The sequence below is a fragment of the Acuticoccus sediminis genome (assembly GCF_003258595.1).
Taxonomy (GTDB): domain Bacteria; phylum Pseudomonadota; class Alphaproteobacteria; order Rhizobiales; family Amorphaceae; genus Acuticoccus; species Acuticoccus sediminis.
The window spans coordinates 404,306-421,991 of the sequence record NZ_QHHQ01000002.1; the positions used below are offsets into that span (position 1 = coordinate 404,306).

The 17,686-nt window shown below is 69.6% G+C and carries 14 protein-coding genes; 11 read left to right on the plus strand and 3 right to left on the minus strand.

The genetic code is table 11. The features are described 5' to 3' along the window. Positions 1 to 26 precede the first annotated feature (26 nt). The 6 genes from DLJ53_RS09980 to DLJ53_RS10005 all read left to right on the plus strand — a co-directional run bounded on the left by DLJ53_RS09980 (position 27) and on the right by DLJ53_RS10005 (position 5,900). The gene (locus DLJ53_RS09980) at positions 27 to 662 is read left to right on the plus strand and encodes a TetR family transcriptional regulator (protein ID WP_111344798.1); all 636 of its coding nucleotides are present in this window, start codon (positions 27 to 29) and stop codon (positions 660 to 662) included. Between the two features lie 121 nt (positions 663 to 783). After that, positions 784 to 1,923: an ABC transporter ATP-binding protein gene (locus tag DLJ53_RS09985; protein ID WP_111344800.1), complete on the plus strand. Its 1,140-nt coding sequence runs from the start codon at positions 784 to 786 to the stop codon at positions 1,921 to 1,923. Beyond that, positions 1,893 to 2,756, plus strand: coding sequence for a metallophosphoesterase (locus DLJ53_RS09990; protein WP_111344802.1), 864 nt, complete (start codon positions 1,893 to 1,895; stop codon positions 2,754 to 2,756). The genes DLJ53_RS09985 and DLJ53_RS09990 overlap by 31 nt, the downstream gene beginning before the upstream one ends. 55 nt (positions 2,757 to 2,811) lie before the next feature. Next, positions 2,812 to 4,107 carry an ABC transporter substrate-binding protein gene (locus DLJ53_RS09995; protein ID WP_111344804.1) on the plus strand — a complete coding sequence of 432 codons (1,296 nt, stop codon included), beginning with the start codon at positions 2,812 to 2,814 and terminating at the stop codon, positions 4,105 to 4,107. A 49-nt stretch (positions 4,108 to 4,156) separates the two neighbouring features. Further along, positions 4,157 to 5,089, plus strand: coding sequence for a carbohydrate ABC transporter permease (locus DLJ53_RS10000; protein WP_111344806.1), 933 nt, complete (start codon positions 4,157 to 4,159; stop codon positions 5,087 to 5,089). Continuing rightward, positions 5,079 to 5,900: a carbohydrate ABC transporter permease gene (locus DLJ53_RS10005; RefSeq protein WP_111344808.1), complete on the plus strand. Its 822-nt coding sequence runs from the start codon at positions 5,079 to 5,081 to the stop codon at positions 5,898 to 5,900. Before DLJ53_RS10000 ends, DLJ53_RS10005 begins: the two co-directional genes overlap by 11 nt. A 117-nt stretch (positions 5,901 to 6,017) precedes the next feature. On the opposite strand, the gene DLJ53_RS10010 is transcribed toward DLJ53_RS10005, so the two are convergent. After that, on the minus strand, positions 6,018 to 9,212 hold the full coding sequence (locus DLJ53_RS10010) for an efflux RND transporter permease subunit (RefSeq protein WP_111344810.1): 3,195 nt from the start codon (positions 9,210 to 9,212) through the stop codon (positions 6,018 to 6,020). A 5-nt stretch (positions 9,213 to 9,217) separates the two neighbouring features. Continuing rightward, on the minus strand, positions 9,218 to 10,357 hold the full coding sequence (locus DLJ53_RS10015) for an efflux RND transporter periplasmic adaptor subunit (protein WP_425320962.1): 1,140 nt from the start codon (positions 10,355 to 10,357) through the stop codon (positions 9,218 to 9,220). A 471-nt stretch (positions 10,358 to 10,828) separates the two neighbouring features. On the opposite strand from DLJ53_RS10015, the gene msrB reads away from it, so the two are divergent. After that, positions 10,829 to 11,278: a peptide-methionine (R)-S-oxide reductase MsrB gene (gene msrB, locus DLJ53_RS10020; RefSeq protein WP_111344814.1), complete on the plus strand. Its 450-nt coding sequence runs from the start codon at positions 10,829 to 10,831 to the stop codon at positions 11,276 to 11,278. Further along, the gene (msrA, locus tag DLJ53_RS10025; protein WP_111344816.1) at positions 11,275 to 11,802 is read left to right on the plus strand and encodes a peptide-methionine (S)-S-oxide reductase MsrA; all 528 of its coding nucleotides are present in this window, start codon (positions 11,275 to 11,277) and stop codon (positions 11,800 to 11,802) included. Before msrB ends, msrA begins: the two co-directional genes overlap by 4 nt. Positions 11,803 to 11,901: 99 nt before the next feature. Here msrA and mdlC read toward each other — a convergent pair whose 3' ends face one another. Beyond that, a complete protein-coding gene (gene mdlC, locus DLJ53_RS10030) occupies positions 11,902 to 13,530 on the minus strand; it encodes a benzoylformate decarboxylase (protein ID WP_111344818.1) in 1,629 nt (542 codons plus the stop codon). A 630-nt stretch (positions 13,531 to 14,160) separates the two neighbouring features. On the opposite strand from mdlC, the gene DLJ53_RS10035 reads away from it, so the two are divergent. Genes DLJ53_RS10035 through DLJ53_RS10045 form a run of 3 tightly spaced genes read left to right on the plus strand, consistent with a single transcriptional unit; the run spans position 14,161 to position 17,666 of the window. Beyond that, positions 14,161 to 15,090, plus strand: a complete 930-nt coding sequence (locus DLJ53_RS10035; RefSeq protein ID WP_111344820.1) for a hydroxymethylglutaryl-CoA lyase — start codon at positions 14,161 to 14,163, stop codon at positions 15,088 to 15,090. A 10-nt stretch (positions 15,091 to 15,100) separates the two neighbouring features. Further along, the gene (locus DLJ53_RS10040) at positions 15,101 to 16,297 is read left to right on the plus strand and encodes an acyl-CoA dehydrogenase family protein (protein ID WP_111344822.1); all 1,197 of its coding nucleotides are present in this window, start codon (positions 15,101 to 15,103) and stop codon (positions 16,295 to 16,297) included. Positions 16,298 to 16,307: 10 nt separating this feature from the next. Next, on the plus strand, positions 16,308 to 17,666 hold the full coding sequence (locus tag DLJ53_RS10045; protein WP_111344824.1) for an MmgE/PrpD family protein: 1,359 nt from the start codon (positions 16,308 to 16,310) through the stop codon (positions 17,664 to 17,666). Positions 17,667 to 17,686: the final 20 nt, after the last annotated feature.

A 17,686-nucleotide genomic window follows, 5' to 3' on the forward strand; every position in this document is an offset into this window, starting at 1 on the left:
GCGCGGCGCTCTGGCAGACGAGCACGATGGCCCACGACCACGTGACCGCAAACCGACTCATCGCGGCCGCCGAACGGGTCATCTGCCGGGCGCGGGTGTTCGGGGACGTCACCGTCCGGCGGATCGCGGCGGAGGCGGAGGTGAACCCGTCCGCCATCGCCTACCACTTCGGCTCACTGGAGAAGCTGACGGCGGCGGTCGGCGCGCGGATCTACCGGCGGCTCAACGCCGAGCGGGTGGACGAGCTGCAGCGGGCCGTAGACCGGGCACGGCCCCAGCCGCCGGGCATCGACGGCCTCGTCGCGGCGCTGGTCGGCCCGTCGATCAGGTGGAGCCTCGATCCCGCCAGCGCCTATCCGGTCCTGACCTACATGAACCGCCTCGCGCTGATGGCCGACACGCCCGACTCCTACCGCGAGATGATCGAGAACGTGGAGCACCACCGCATCTTCATCCGCTACCTGCGCGAGGCCGCGCCCTGGTTCGACGAGGTGGAGATCGGCTGGCGGCTCAACGCGGCGCTCGGCGTCAGGACCCAGGTGATCCGCAGCCGCAGGCGCACCGCCGCGCTGACCGGCGGCGCCATCGATCTCGACGACGCGGACACCGTGGTGAGGCACCTCGTCTCGGTGATCGCGCCGATGTTCGGGCCGCCGCGCTGACCGGGCCGGGCGGCTCCCGGGCCATGCCGGGCGCGAATTGAAACAGCGTTCGGGAACCGTCACGCAGGCGTAACACGGCGGCCATAGGCCTTGCCCTGCGATAGCGGATCAAGGTTGGGCCATGGCAGAGATCGCCCTCGCCGGCGTGCATAAATCCTACGGCAAGGCCCATGCGGTGCGGGGCGTCGATCTCGTCATCGGGACCGGCGAGTTCCTCGTCATCCTCGGCCCGTCGGGTTGCGGAAAGTCGACGCTCCTCAGGATGATCGCCGGTCTCGAGGACATCACCGCCGGCACCGTCGCCATCGACGGGACGGTGGTGAACGACACGGACCCTGGCCGGCGCGGCTGCGCGATGGTGTTCCAGAACTACGCGCTCTATCCGCACATGAGCGTCGCGGCGAACCTCGGCTACGCCCTCAAGGTGGCCGGAGTGCCGCGGCGCGAACGGCGGGAGCGCGTCGTTGCGATTGCCCGCATGCTGGAGCTCGAGGCGCTGCTGGAGCGGCGGCCCGGGCAGCTTTCCGGCGGCCAGCGCCAGCGCGTCGCCATGGGGCGGGCGATGATCCGCTCGCCGAAGGTCTTCCTGTTCGACGAGCCGCTGTCGAACCTCGACGCCAAGCTGCGCGTGGCGATGCGGCTCGAGATCAAGCGCCTCCACCGCGAGTTGAAGACCACCTCCATCTTCGTCACCCACGACCAGCTCGAGGCGATGACGATGGCCGATCGGCTGGTCGTCATGAACGGCGGGCGGATCGAGCAGATCGGCACGCCGCAGGACATCTACCGCCGCCCGGCAACGCACTTCGTGGCGGGCTTCATCGGCACGCCGGCGATGAACATGCTCCCCGCCGTGATCGGCGCGGACGGCCGGGCGATCGTCGGCGAGGGCTGGTGCCCGGCGCCCGACGCCGCCTGGGACCTGCCGGACGGGAGCGAGATCACGCTCGGCGTGCGCCCGGCCGATCTGACCGCCGTTCCGCCCCGTCCCGGCGCGCCGGTGTTCGAGGCGGACGTCGTCGAGGACGTCGGCACCGAGCTCCATGTCCACGCGCGCGCGGCGGGAGCGGACGTCACGCTGTCGGTCCCCACGATGGCGGCGCTGCCGGACCGGCGCTTCGCCGTCACCTTCGCGCCGGAGGCCGCGCACGCCTTCGACATGCGGACCGGGGCGCGTGCCGCGCCGCGTCCGCGCCCCGCCCGTCACGACATCAAGGATGGATCGGCCCCATGGCCCAAGAAACGACTTTCGTACATCTGACCGACCTGCACATCGGCCGGAGCGACGATCCGCACCTTCACTCCGACACCACCGCGACGCTGCAGGCCGTGCTGGCCGAGCTGAAGCGGATCACTCCGGCGCCGGACTTCATCGTCGCGAGCGGCGATCTCACCAACGCCGGCGACGCGGAGAGCTACCGGGCGCTGAAGGCGATGCTGGAGCCGCTCGGCCTTCCCATCGTCTACGCCATCGGCAACCACGACACCCGCGAGGGCTTCTACGAGGGGATGCTCGGCCGCACCGAGGATCTCGCCGCGAGCTACGATCATGACCAGGTGCTCGCCGGCGTCCATGTCATCACGCTGGATTCGACCGTGCCGGGCGCCATCGGCGGCGCGCTGGAGCCGGCGCAGTTCGCCTGGCTGGAGGGGCGTCTCGCCGATCATCCGGTGCTGCCGAAGCTCATCGTCGTGCACCATGCGCCGATGCTCGGCGACGCGCCGGACGACACGCCATGGCGCGCCATCCGCTTCGAGGACAGCCAGCGCCTCGCCGGGATGCTGAAGGGCCACGATATCAAGGGCATTATCTCCGGCCACATCCACCACGACCGCTTCTCGGTCTGGCACGGGATCCCCATCGTCGTCGGCCTCGGCCAGCATGCGGCGACCGACATCCTCGCCACCGACGAGCTGCGGATGGTTCGCGGCGCCTCCTTCGGGATCGGCACGATCCGCCCGTCCGGCCTCACCATGGCGCTGGTGCCGATGCCGTCCGACCGCGCGCTCCTCAACGTCTATCCGTTCGCGATGCTGCGCGAGCGGGCAATGGCCAACGACGCGGCGCTCGTCAGCGCCGGCGCCGCCGAATAGACGCCCCGCCCACGGCGCCACGAACCGCGACCCACACCCGACAGAGGTCCCCCAGATGCTCCGCAGAACGCTTCTGACGCTCGCGCTCGCCGGCACGCTCCTCGCGCCGCTGCCCGCCGCGGCCGACATGGCCGCCGAGATCACCGAGCCCGTGACGATCACCTTCTACTCCTACAACCTCGCCTCAGCGGGGCTGGGGAAGGAGACCACGCTCGGTCTCGTCAACGACTTCATGGCCGAGAACCCGCTCGTCACGGTCGAGCCCGTCGCCGCGCCGTCCAACGAGATCCTCAGCCGCGTGCAGGCCGACATCGTCGCCGGGCAGCAGCCTGACGTGGCCCAGCTCGTCTTCCGCGATCTCATCTACGCCGCTCACGACCTCGGCGCGCAGCCGCTCGAAGACCTCACCGGCGACGAGCTGACCCGGCACTCCGAGGGGATGGTCGACAACGGCCTCGAGCTCGGCAGGGTGGACGGCAAGACGTACGGCCTCGCCTACACGTTCTCGACGCCCGTGCTCTTCATCAACGACGACATCTTCCGCGCGGCGGGCCTCGACCCGAAGACCCCGCCGAAGACGTGGGCGGAGGTGAAGGACGCCGGCAGGACCATCCAGGAGAAGACCGGCAAGTACGGCTTCTTCCCCGGCGCCTTCGGGCCGATCGACGGCACGTTCGTCTACCAGTCGCTCGTCATGTCCAACGGCGGGCGGGTGCGCCAGGGCAACACGCTGACCTTCGCCGACGGCGATGCGGCCGACGCGGTCGCCATGCTGCGCGACCTGAGGGACTCCGGCGCCTACGCCGACATCGACGTCGCCTCCCACATGGACACGTTCGCGGCCGGCGACCTCGGCATGTTCCTCTTCACCTCCGCCGTCGCCTCCCGCTTCGAGAAGGCAGCCGCCGGGAACTTCGAGATGAGCGTCGCCAGGATGCCGTCCTTCGGGGCCAAGCCGACCGCCCCGACGAACTCCGGCTCCGCGCTGTTCATCCTGAGCCGGGATCCGGTGAAGCAGCGTGCCGCGTGGGAGCTGATGAAGTTCCTCACCTCCAGGCACGCCTACACCGAGATCACCTCGAAGATCGGCTACCTTCCGCTGCGCCTCGATATCGTCGACGACCCGGCGTACCTGAAGCCTTGGGTCGACGCGCACCCGATGATCCTGCCCAACCTCGAGCAGCTGAAGAACCTGACGGCGAACGTCGCCTTCCCCGGCCCGAACTACCGCCAGGTCGAGAACATGATGAAGGATGCGGCGGCGGAGGCGGTGCTCGGCTCCGAGGACCCCTACGCAGTGCTGAAGGCGGCCCAGGAGCGTGCCCAGCCGCTGATGCCGGCCGCCGATTGACGAGCCGCGCGCCGGCCCGTTCGCGGGCCAGCCACGAGGCAGCGCCACGATGACCCACGTACTCGACGCCCCCGTCGTCCTCGCTCCGCGGCGCCGCCTCGGCCTGCGCCTCCCGATCGCGCCGTGGCTCTACCTCGCCCCGGCGCTCGCCGTCATCGGCGTCTGGATCTACTGGCCGCTGGTGGAAGCGTTCATCCTCTCCTTCTACCAGTGGAACATGCTGCCGACCTCGACCCCGCGCCCGGTCGGCCTCGCCAACTACGAGAACCTCCTGACCCTGCCGGAGATGCGCATCGCGGTGCGCAACACCGTGCTCTACATCGCCGGCCTGCTGCCTCTGTCGGTGGTGCTCCCGCTGGCGGTCGCGATCGTCACGCAGGACCTCGCCGGCCCGCTGCGCAACCTCTACCGGTCGCTGATCTTCGTGCCGATGATCGTGGCGCCCATCGTCGCGGCGGTCCTGTGGCGCTGGCTGCTCGCGGAAAGGAACGGGCTCGTCAACCAGGCGCTCGCGGCGCTCGGCTTCTCCGACGTCGCGTTCCTGCGCGACCCGGACGTCGCGCTCTGGACGCTGGTCTGGATCACCGGCTGGAAGCTCATCGGGTTCTCGACGCTCCTCCTCTCGGCGGCGAACGCCTCGATCAGTCCGGCCTACGTGGAGGCGGCGCGGATGGACGGGGCGACGCGCTGGCAGATCGTGCGCGACATCCGCCTGCCGCTCCTGTCGCCGACGATCCTGCTGCTGACGATGATGACGATCCTGTTCGGCGCGCAGTGGAGCTTCGTCTACATCAACGCGCTCACCGGCGGCGGCCCGCTGAAGTCCACGACCAACGTCTTCTACCTGATGTGGGAGTACGGCTTTCAGTCGCTGTCGGCGGGGTGGAGCGCGACGGCAGGGGTCCTCACCTTCGCCGCCTTCGGCCTCATCGCGCTCGTCTGCCTGACCCTCATGAAACGGATGGCCGTCTATGACGAGTGACCGGTGGCCGCTGGCGCGTCTCGCGGTCCACGGGACGATGATCGTCCTCGCGTTCGTGGCGATCTTCCCGGTCTACTGGATGGTCGTGTCGTCGCTGAAGGGGGACGGCGACATCTACTCGAGCCGGCTGTGGCCCGAGCACGTGACGTTCGAGCATTACGCATACGTGCTCGACGCGATCCCGATGCTGGGCATCCTCTGGAACACCACGCTGATGGCGTCGGCGACCATGCTTGCGCAGGTGCTGACCGGGCTTCTCGCCGCATACGCCCTGACGCGCTGGCGCTTTCGCGGATCGAGCCTCGTGCACGGCCTCGTCGCGCTGTCGTGGCTGGTGCCGTTTCAGGTGACGATGATCCCGAACTACGTGCTGGCGACGCGGCTCGGCCTGCTTGACAGCCTCGCGGGCCTCGTCGTCCCGAACGCGGCGGCCGCGTTCGCCGTGCTCGTCCTCTACAACGGGATGCGGGGATTTCCGAAGGAGGTCGTCGAAGCGGCGCGGATGGACGGGGCCGGCCACTGGCGCATCCTGTGGCAGATCGTGGTTCCGAACCTGAAGGCGCCGCTCGCCGCGCTCGCGGTCCTCGCCTTCATCTCGGCGTGGAACGAGTACTTCTGGCCGCTGCTCCTGATCCGGCGGATGGACAACGCGGTGGTCCAGATCGGGCTGCAGATGTTCATGACGCAGGAGGGCAACCAGTGGGGGGCGATGATGGCCGCCGCCACGCTCTCGTCGCTCCCGATCCTCGCGGTCTACATGCTCCTGCATCGCCACGTGATCGACAGCTTCATGCGCGCGGGGCTGCGCTGACGCGGCCCGGCGTTTCCCGAAACACCAACGCCGCACGACCGTCACCCGGAGGGGCGTGGCCGTGCGGCGTCGTTTGCGTGTCCGCCCCGGTCCGGCGTGGGCCGGGGCGGCCTCGGGCTACTCGGCGGCGCCGGGCTGCGGCGAGAGGGCGGGGGGCCCTTCCGGCGCGGCGGCCGGGTCGCGGCGGCCGGTCAGGCGGCGGAGCGCGACGTAGAATGCCGGCGTGAAGAACAGGCCGAAGATCGTCACGCCCAGCATGCCGGAGAACACCGCGGTGCCGAGGGAGATGCGCATCTCCGCACCGGGTCCTTCGGCGAGCATCAGCGGCACGACGCCGAGGATGAACGCGAAGGCGGTCATCAGGATCGGGCGCAGGCGCAGCCGGCAGGCCTCCACGGTCGCGTCGACCAGCGACTTGCCCTCCGCCTCGCCCTGCCGCGCGAACTCCACGATCAGGATCGCGTTCTTCGCCGCGAGGCCGACCAGGACGACGAGTCCGACCTGGGTCAGGATGTTGTTGTCGAGCCCCCTGATGTTGACGCCGATGAGCGCGGCGAGGATCGACAGCGGCACGATCAGGATGATCGCGATAGGCAGCACCCAGCTCTCGTAGAGTGCCGCCATCGCGAGGAAGGCGAACAGCACGGCGAGGCCGAAGATGTAGACCGCCGTGTCGCCCGTCGCCCGCTGCTGGTAGGCAAGGTCCGTCCACTCGTAGGAGACGCCCGGAGGCGCGACCTCCTGGATGACCCGCTCCATCGTGTCGAGCGCCGTGCCGGTGGAGGTGCCCGGCGCCGCGTTCCCCTGCAGCGGCACCGAGACGTACATGTTGTAGCGCTGGACAAGCGCCGGTCCCGACGCCTCGCGCACCGACATCACCGTGCCGAGCGGCACCAGCGCCCCGGTCGCGGACCGCACCTTCAGGCGCAAGAGGTCCTTGACGCTCGACCGGAACGGGGCGTCCGCCTGCGCCCGGACCTGGAAGATGCGTCCGAACGCGTTGAAGTCGTTGACGTAGGCCGTGCCGAAGTTGGTGCTGAGGGCGTCGAAGATGTTGGGGATCGGCACGTTCAGCATCCGCGCCTTGTCCCGCTCGATGTCGAGGTAGATCTGCGGGCTGGACGCCGAGAAGGTGGTGAACACGCCCGCCAGGCCCGGTGTCTGCGCCGCGGCGCCCATGGCCTCGCGCGCGGTGGCCAGCACGCGGTCGACCTCGGCGCGGTCGCGGTCCTGGAGCTGGATCTTGAAGCCGCCCTGCTGGCCGATGCCGCGCACCGAGGGCGGCGGCACGGCGATGATGAACGCCTCCTGGATCGACTGCAGCCGCCCGTAGAGCTCGTGGATGATCGAGTCTGCGGTCTCACCCGCCTCGAGCCGCTCCTCGAAGGGCTTGAAGCTGGCGAAGATCGCCGCCGAGTCGGACTGGTTGGTGAAGGTCGCGCCGGAGAATCCGGCGAAGGCGACGGCGCTCGCGACGCCGGGCGTCTCCATCATGATCTCGGACGCGCGCTTGGTGACGGCGTCGGTGCGCGACAGGGAGGCGCCATCGGGCAGCTTGACCACGACGATCGCGTAGCCCTGGTCCTGCTGCGGGATGAAGCCCTGCGGCGTGGTGGAGAGCATCCACCAGGTGGCGACGAGCAGCCCCGCGAAGCTGAGGATCATCACGCCGAGCGTGACGACCCGCGAGACGAGGAAGCGCACCACCGCCGCGTAGCCGCGCGACAGCGCGTCGAACGCTTTGTTGAAGCCGTTCGCCAGCAGGGCGAGGACCCGGCCGATCCCCTTCGGCTCCCGGTGTTCCCGGCGCGACTTCAGGAACAGCGCCGCGAGCGCGGGCGAGAGCGTCAGCGAGTTGAGGCCGGAGAGGGCGGTCGCCGCCGCGATGGTGACCGCGAACTGCTGGTAGAACTGGCCCGAGATGCCGGGAATGAAGGCGGTCGGCACGAACACGGCGATGAGGACGACCGTGATCGCGATGACCGCCGAGCCGACCTCGTTCATGGTGCGGTGCGACGCCTCGCGCGGGTCGAGCCCCTCCTCGATGTTGCGCTCGACGTTCTCCACCACGACGATCGCGTCGTCGACGACGATGCCGATGGCAAGGACGAGCCCGAACAGGGTCAGAAGGTTCAGCGAGTAGCCGAACGCCAGCATGATCGCGAACGTGCCGATCAGCGACACGGGAATCGCGATGATCGGGATGATCGCCGTCCGCCAGGACTGAAGGAAGACGATGACGACGAGGATCACGAGGAGCATCGCCTCGAAGATCGTCTTGTAGACCTCGTTGACCGACTCGGCGATGTAGTCCGTCGGGTTGTAGACGATGCGGTACTCGAGCCCCGGCGGGAAGTCCGCGGAGAGCTCCTTCATCGTCGTCTGGATCTCCTCGGCCGCGTCGAGCGCGTTGGTGCCGGGCCGCTGGAAGATGGCGAGCGCCACCGCGGGCTGGTTGTTGAGGTAGGAGTTGGTGACGTAGTCCTGCGCGCCGAGCTCGATCCGGGCGATGTCCTGGAGCTGGATCAGTCGTCCGTCCTCGGTCGCCTTGACGATGACGTAGCGGAAGTCGCGCGCGTCGTCGAAGCGGCCCTGCGTGGTCACGGCGAGCTGGAAGGCGTTTCCGTCCGGTTCCGGTGGGGCGCCGATGGCACCGCCCGACACCTGCACGTTCTGCTCGCGCAGCGCCTCCACGACGTCGGACGCGGTCATCCCGTAGGCGGACAGGCGGTCGGGATTGAGCCAGATGCGCATCGCGTAGCGGCGCTCGCCGAAGATGATGAGGTCGCCGACGCCGTCGAGCCGGGTCAGCACGTCGCGCACGCGGCTGCGGGCGTAGTTGGAGATGTAGAGCTGGTCGTACGTCTCGTCTGGCGAGAGCATGTGCACGACCATCATCAGGTCCGGCGAGGACTTGAGCGTCGTGATGCCGAGGCGGCGGACCTCCTCCGGCAGGCGCGGCTCGGCGATGGCGACGCGGTTCTGGACGAGGACCTGCGCCTGGTCGAGGTCGGTGCCGAGGCGGAAGGTGACCGTCAGCGCCATCGATCCGTCGGCGGTCGAGTAGGAGGACATGTAGAGCATGCCCTCGACGCCGTTCACCTCCTCCTCGATGGGCGTGGCGACGGTGCGGGCGACGGTGTCGGCGTCCGCGCCGGGATAGGAGGCGCGCACAACGATCGTCGGCGGGGCGATCTCGGGGTACTGCGCCACCGGGAGCTGCGTGTAGGCGAGCCCGCCGAGGATGACGATCAGCACCGAGACCACCGTCGCGAAGATCGGGCGGTCGATGAAGAAATGCGAGAGGGACACGGGGGTCAGCCCTCCGTCTTTTCGTTGGTCGGGGGCAGCTCGATCATGTGCGGCGTCACCTTGATGCCCGGACGCACGCGCATCAGGCCGTCGATGATGATCGTCTCGGACCCGTCGAGGCCGGAACGGATGACGCGGTACCCGTCGATGGTCGGGCCGGGACGGACGGGCTTGGTGGAGACCGTGCCGTCGTCGGCGACGACGTAGACGATGCGCTGGTCCTGGTCGGACGAGATCGCCTCGTCGGGCAGCATGATGCCGTCGTGCGGCAGCGAGGCTGGCACGTTGACCCGCCCGAACATGCCGGGCTTCATGATGAACTGCGGATTGTCGAGGCGCGCGCGCAGGCGGATCGTGCCGGAGGCGTCGTCGATCCGGTTCTCCGCGAAGTCGAGCCGGCCGGTGAACGGCCCGTCGCGCTCGTCGGCGAGGCGGACCTTCACGTCGAGGCCGGCGCCCTGCTGCAGGTCGGCGCCGCGGCTGCGGGCGTCGCGGGCGTAGTTGAGCAGCGCGCGCTCGTCGATGTCGAAGTAGATGTCGATGGGGTCGAGCGACACGATCCGCGTGAGCAGCGTCTCGTCCGGCTGGATGAGGTTGCCGACGGAGACAAAGCGCCGGTCGATCCGCCCGGCAATGGGCGCGCGGATCTCGGTGAAGTCGAGGTTGAGGCTTGCGACCCGCGCCGTCGCCTTGGCCGCCTCGGCGCCCGCCACCGCGGCGAGATAGGCCTGGTTGCGTTCGTCGTACTGCGACTGCGGGATGGTGCCGCGCTTGAGGAGGTCGGCGCCGCGATCGAACTGTTGCTTGGCGTAGTCGAGCATCGCGGCGGTGACGCGCTCCTGCGCGTCGGCGCGGTCCTTCTCGGCGACGAAGGGACGCTGATCGATGGTGAAGAGGAGGTCGCCCTCCTTGACGATCTGACCGTCAGTGAAATGGACCTGTGCGAGGTATCCGCCGACGCGTGCGCGCACGCCGACCTCGTCGACCGCCTCGAAGCGGCCGACGAACTCGTCGTCCTCCACGATCTTGCGGTCGACCGGCTTGGCGACGGTCACCTCCGGCGGGGCCGCTGGGGCGGATTCCTGCGCCTCGGGCTGGCAGGCGGCGAGACCGAGGATCAGAAGCACAGGGAGTCGATGAACGATGCGTAACACTGAGTGCTCCCGAACTGGCGAGCCGACAACTGGCCCGGCCCGATATGGATAATCGGTAATCTCATACAATGGGTGCTATGCCACATAGGCTTAAGGCAGGGCCGGGGGCACGCGTGTAGAGTGACGCTAACTCTCGGATGTTCCGTCGCTTTTTACGAATCGGCAACGCGAGCGCAGATCTGCATCCCGCATCTGAATTGCCGTCATAAGGAGTGCTGCCGGCCGAAACGGGCGCGGCGGAAGGGGGCACGGCAAGGGTCGATCCGGCCGCCGCGCGGGCCCGTTCCCGTCATGGCGGCCGGATCGATGTCGAACATGCACTCACACGCAGATCGTGGCTTTTGTACAGGTGGCGCGGGCGGCGGCTGGCACGAGCACCGGCCGTCGCCTACATCTCCCCCGTCTGTTACACGGACGGGACACGCGTCTCTTCCTCAGACGAACGTTCGAGAGGAGCGGTCGATGCCGCAATATCGAAAGACGGCCGAAGCCCTTGCCGCGCTGACGCCGGAGCAATTCTACGTCACCCAGCAGAGTGGCACGGAGCGCCCCGGGACGGGTGCGCTCCTCAACAACAAGGCGGCCGGCATCTACGTCGACGTCGTATCGGGCGAGCCGCTGTTCGCGTCCGCCGACAAGTACGAGTCAGGCTGCGGCTGGCCGAGCTTCACGAAGCCGATCGATCACGGCAACGTGAAGGAGCTGACCGACACGACGCACGGCATGGTGCGCACGGAGGTGCGCTCCGCCTTCGGCGACAGCCATCTCGGCCACGTCTTCGAGGATGGTCCGCTGGACCGGGGCGGCCTGCGCTACTGCATCAACTCCGCCTCGCTCCGCTTCGTGCCGCGCGAGCGGATGGAGGCGGAAGGCTACGGCGCCTATCTCGACCAGGTGGAGGACGTCCGATGACTGAAGAGCGTGCGGTCCTCGCAGGGGGATGCTTCTGGGGCATGCAGGACCTGATCCGCCGCTACGACGGCGTGATCCGGACCCGCGTCGGCTACACCGGCGGCGACGTGCCCAACGCCACCTACCGCAACCACGGCACCCACGCCGAGGCGATCGAGATCGTCTATGATCCCGCGCGGATCACCTTCCGCAGGTTGCTGGAATTCTTCTTTCAGATCCACGATCCGACGACGCTGAACCGCCAGGGCAACGACGTCGGCCTCAGCTACCGCTCCGCGATCTACTATACGAGCGCGGAGCAGAAGCAGGTTGCGGAAGACACCATCGCCGACGTCGAGGCGTCGGGCCTGTGGCCCGGCAAGGTGGTGACCGAGGTCGAGCCGGCGGGCCCGTTCTGGGAGGCGGAGCCGGAGCACCAGGACTACCTGGAGCGCTACCCCAACGGATACACCTGCCACTTCATCCGCCCGAACTGGACGCTTCCGGTCCGCGGCGAGGCGGCGCTGTCGACGGCCTCCCGGTAGGCCCGCTCGGCTTCGTTGGAACCGCGATTCGCGCCCGCCCCGGCATCCGGGGCGGACGTTTTCGTATGCGGGCGCGCGACCCGTGGCGCTCGCGGCGGGTCAGAGGAGGGACGGGACGGTCTTCGCGATCGGGACCTCTAGAACCGTCGGTCCCTTGCGGGAAAACGCTTCGGCGCAGATCCGGCGCACCTCGTCGAGCGTCTCGGCACGCTCCCCGGTGCAGCCGTAGCCCTTCGCCAGCGCGACGAGGTCGAGGCCGGGGATGTCGAGGCCGGGAACGCCCGGCGTCTCCTCGAGCTCGGCGAACGCCTTCAGGATGGCGTACTGGCCGTTGCGCGGGGCGACGAACAGGACGGGCAGGTCGTGCTGCGCGGCGGTCCACAGGGCCTGTACGGAGTACTGGAACGAGCCGTCGCCGATGACGGCCAGCACCGGGCGGTTGCGCCCGCTGTCACGCTCGGCGAGGGCGATGCCGACGGCTGCCGGCAGGTTCCAGCCGAGGCTGCCGCTGGCGAAGGTGTAGAACGAGTCGGGCTTGTCGACCGGCCATGCGGTGTGCAGCTCGCCGAGGTTGGAGGGGGACTCCTCCACCAGCACCGTGTCGGCCGGGGCGGCCTCCCGCAGCGCGCGGAAGAGGTCGAGGGCGCCGATCTCTCCGTCCGCGGCGCCACCCGTCGCGGCGGGGTGAGGGGCCATGCCGTGGGGTTGCCGCTCGATCGGGCGTACCGGCTCGGCGCGGGGCGGCACCAGCCGCTCCAGCGCTTCGAGCGCCAGCACCGCGTCGCCGATCAGGCTCTCGCCGACCGGGGCGCGCCCGGTCTCCACCGGATCGTCGGACACGTGGAGCAGGCGCAGGCCGTCGGGCAGCCACGGGCCGGGCACGTAGGGGTAGTAGCGGAAGACGGGCGCGCCGATGACGACCGCGAGGTCGTGCCCCTCCAGCCGCTTCGCGAGGGGGCCTATGGCGAAGGGGAGGCCACCGCAGTAGAGCGCGTGCGTCTCGGGAAACGGCGGGCGCTCCGAGGCGGGGGCCGAGTAGACCGGGGCCTGGAGCTTCTCGGCGAGGGCGATGGCCTGGGGCCAGCCCTGGCCGCGGGCGATCGCGGCGCCGTAGATCAGCGCGGGGTGGCGGGCTGCGCCGAGCGCCTCGGCAAAGCGCGCGATCCCATCCGGATCCGGGGCGACGCGCGAGGCGACGCTGCGCACGGTGGCCGCGCCCCGCGCGGGCTTGTCCCAGTCGTCGAGCGGGATGGAGAGGAAGACCGGGCCCTGCGGCGGCTGCATCGCCACGGCGTAGGCGCGCATGAACGCGGCCGGCACGTCCTCGGCGCGGACCGGCTCGTAGCTCCATTTTACCCAGGGGCGCGGCAGCATGCCGGGCTCGATGTTGGTGAGCCACGGCTCCATCAGCAGCATCTCGCGCGTCTGGTTGCCGGCGGTGATGATGAGGGGCGTGTGGTTCATCGCCGCCGTCAGGACGTTGCTCATCCCGTTGCAGAGGCCGGCCGAGGTGTGCACGTTGACGAGCGCGGGCCGGCGCATGCCCTGCGCGTAGCCGTCCGCCGCGCCCACGGCCGACGCCTCCTGCAGGGTCTGGATGTAGCGGAAGTCCCCGGGGAAGTCCTTGAGGAAGGTCTCCTCGGTGGATCCCGGGTTGCCGAAGACCGTCGTCAGGCCGAGCTCTCTCAGGAGCTGGTACGTGACGTCACGGATGGTGGGTTCGCTCACGTCGTGCCTCCCTGTCGCCGAGGCTCCTGACCCAGCGCCGGAGCCGTCCCATGACGCCGGTCCGGCGCCTGTCCACTGCGGGCAGGCAAGACAATACCTTTGCGGCAGCATTCTACCAACGCGTGTGGCCCTGCATCTGAGGCGTATCCGCGGTCCTGCCGTTCGGTGGCCGGGACCGGCCCGGCCTCTGCGATGGACATCGCCGGGCGCGGTCGGGGACCGGCCTTCCCGGCCCTTCGCATCCAGGAGCGCGACCGTTTTGCACACCGGCAGCGATGGCGCGCCGCGCCGGGGCCGTTCGCTGCACGGATCCGGCGGCGTCAGGCCTGTGCGGCGACCGTCGGACCCGCGGGAGGACATGACTTCCGCCCTTGCCGGGGCGCTCCGGGCGATTGAAATATGAAACGTTATATTGACAGGCCGACGAGGCAAACCTACCGTCGGGGCACAAAAGAAGCGACGCTGCGGTTTGCGTGCGAGCGCCGGCGCACAAGGGAAGGCCGATCGGTCGGCGAGGAAATGCCGGGTGATGTGAGGGAAGATGCGCGCCAGGGCGCGACATCGGCGGCACCCGGCGTGCCGGCCCACCCCCGTCACCGCCAACTGCGCAACGCGGCGATAGGAGAGGGCATGGAAAACGTTATTTTGCGCGATGTCGGCCTCAGGGACGGGCTCCAGCTCGTCAAGGCCATCGTGCCGACCGAACACAAGATCGAGTGGTGCCGGCGCGTCGTCGCCGCCGGCGTGCCGGAGGTGGAGATCACCTCGCTGGTCCCCGCGAAGATCGCACCCCAGTTCGCCGACGCCGAGGAGGTGGTCGCCGCGACCCTCTCGATCCCCGGTTACCTGCCGTCCGCGCTGATCCCCAATGCGCGCGGCGCCGAACGCGGCTTCGCGCTCGGTATCCCGAAGCTCAACTACGTCCTGTCGGCCAGCGAGGAGCACAACCTCGCCAACATCCGCCGCTCGACGCAGGCCTCGATCGACGACTTCGGCCGCATCGTCGAGCTGCGCAACGAGACCGCGCCGAAGACCTGCCTCGCTGCCGGTATCGCCACCGCCTTCGGCTGCACCATCCAGGGCGAGGTGCCGGAGGCCCGGGTCTACGAGATCGCGGCCGAGCTCTGCGGCCTCGGGGCGGACGAGATCATCGTCGCCGACACGGTGGGCTACGCGAACCCGGCGCAGGTGAAGCGCATCCTGACCGGCGTGATGAAGGAGATCGGCGACCGGCCGCTCCTTCTGCACCTGCACGATACGCGCGGCCTCGGCCTCGCCAACATGGCGGCGGCTCTCGAGGTCGGCGTGCGGGCGTTCGACGCCTCCATCGGCGGCCTCGGCGGCTGCCCGTTCGCGCCCGGCGCGTCGGGCAACATCAACCTCGAGGACGCGGCGTTCCTCGCCGAGGCGACGGGCTTTGCCACCGGCATCGACATAGAGGCCCTCGTCGCCCTGCGCCAGACGGTCGAGACATGGCTCCCGGGCGAGCGCTTCGCCGGCCAGGTCGCCCAGTCGGGCCTGCCCAAGACCTTCGCGCCGATCCACCGCCAGGCCGCCTGAGGAAGACCCCATGGACATGATGCCCTCCGACTCCGCCGAGGTGACCGTCGCGCTCGGCGAGGACTACGGCGACCTGCGCGACGCCGTCCGCCGCATCTGCGAGGACTACCCCACCGCCTACTGGCGCAAGCTCGAGGAGACCTCGAGCTACCCGTCCGAGTTCGTCGACGCCCTCACCGAAGGCGGCTTCCTCGGCGCCCTCATTCCCGAGGAGTACGGCGGATCCGGCCTGCCCCTGCGCGCGGCCGCCGTCATCCTGGAGGAGATCAACGCCTCCGGCTGCACCGCGAGCCCGGCGCATGCGCAGATGTACATCATGGGCACCCTGCTGCGGCACGGCAGCGAGGAGCAGAAGCGGCGCTACCTGCCGAAGATTGCGTCGGGCGAACTGCGCCTGCAGGCGTTTGGCGTGACCGAGCCGACCACCGGCTCCGACACCACGCAGCTGAAGACCCGCGCCGAGAAGAAGGGCAACGACAAGTACGTCGTCAACGGCCAGAAGGTCTGGACGTCCCGCGCGCTCTATTCGGACCTGATGCTGCTCCTGGCGCGCACCACGCCGGCCTCCGAGTGCAAGAAGCGCACCGACGGGCTGTCGGTGTTCCTGGTGGACCTGCGCGAGGCGAAGGGGAACGGCTGCGAGATCAAGCCGATCGACGCCCTCATCAACCACAACACCACCGAAGTGTTCTTCGACAACATGGAGGTGCCCGCCGAGAACCTCATCGGCGAGGAGGGGCAGGGCTTCCGCTACATCCTCGACGGGATGAACGCGGAGCGCATCCTCGTGGCGCAGGAGTGCATCGGCGACGGACGCTGGCTCCTGAGGAAGGGCGTCGACTACGCCAACGACCGCACCGTCTTCGGCCGCGCCATCGGCCAGAACCAGGGCGTGCAGTTCCCGCTCGCCCGGGCCTACGCCTCCCTGGAGGCGGCGGAGATGATGGCCCGCCGCGCCGCCGCGCTCTTCCAGGCGAACCAGCCCTGCGGGGCGGACGCCAACATGGCGAAGCTTCTCGCGTCCGAGGCGACCTGGCAGGCGGCCGAGGCCGCGCTGATGGTCCACGGCGGCTTCGGCTTCGCCAAGGAGTACGACGTCGAGCGCAAGTGGCGCGAGGCGCGGCTTTATCAGACCGCGCCGATCTCCTCCAACATGATCCTCGCCTTCCTGAGCACCAAGGTGCTCGGCCTGCCGCGCTCCTACTAGAGGCCCCGCCATGGATGGACTGACCCGCCAGACCGCCGCCTTCGCGGCCCATTATCCGCTCGCAGAGGTGCCCGACGCGGCCCTCGAGGCGGCCATCGTCGGCATCGCCGACTGCGTCGGCGTGATGATCGCCGGCGCCGACGAGCCCGCCGCCATGATGGCCGCGCGCCTCGTCGAGACCTCGACGTCGAACACCGGCGCGCCGCAGATCCCCTCGGGCCGCAACCTGACGGCCTCGGACGCCGCCTTCGTCAACGGCGTCGCCGGCCACGCGCTCGACTACGACGACGTCGCGATGGACGGCCACCCGTCCACCGTGCTCGCTCCGGCGATCCTCGCGGAGGGCTGGACCCTCGGGTCGTCCGGCCGCGACGCGCTCAACGCCTACGTCATCGGCTACGAGATCTGGGCGCTGCTCAAGGACCTCGAGCCCGGCCAGCTCCACGACCGCGGCTTCCACCCGACGGCGGCCTGGGGCGCGGTGTCGTCCGCCGCGGCCTGCGCGCACCTCAACAAGCTGGATGCCGAGCAGACGGCCAACGCCATCGCCATCGGCGCCTCGCTCGCCGCGGGCCTCGTCGCCAACTTCGGCACCATGACGAAGCCGCTTCACGCCGGCCGCGCGGCGCAGGCGGGTGTCATCGCCGCGCGCCTCGCCAAGGACGGGTTCACCGGATCGCCGGACGCGCTGGAGCACCGCACAGGCTTCATGCGGGCGCACTCGCCCTCCGGCAATCCCGATCTCTCCGACCAGGACCACGCGCTGGGCCGGACGTGGCGGCTGCCGGACCTCGGCGTCAACGTGAAGCGCTATCCGCTCTGCTACTCCACCCACCGCGCCATCGACGCGATGCTCGACATCGTCGCCGAGCACGACCTGAAGCCGGAGGACGTGGAGGAGGTTCACGTCAAGACCGGCGAGACCCAACTCCTCATGCTGCGCAACCATCGGCCGAAGACGGGGCTCGAGGCGAAGTTCTCGATGGAGTTCGCGATGGCCTCGGCGCTGGTCGCGCGCCGCGTCGGCCTGTCGGAGCTGACGGACGATTTCGTGCGCCGGCCCGAGGTGATGGCGGCGATGGAGAAGGTGTCCTGCACCACCACCAGGGAGGAGATGCCGGGCACGCCGTTCGCGCCGACGGACGACGTCTATGTCGTCGCGCGTGGCCAGCGCCTCGAGGCGGCACCCGTCGCCTACGCCAAGGGGAGCTGGGAGCGCCGCCTCTCCGAGGAGGAGCTGCGCGAGAAGTTCCGCGACTGCGCCACGCGCCGCCTCTCGCCGGCCGCCGCCGACGAGCTTTGCACGGCGCTCCTCAACCTGGCCGACCTGCCGTCCCTGCGGGACCTGCCGCTGGCCGTACCGCACTGACACTGACCAGGGCCACCGTC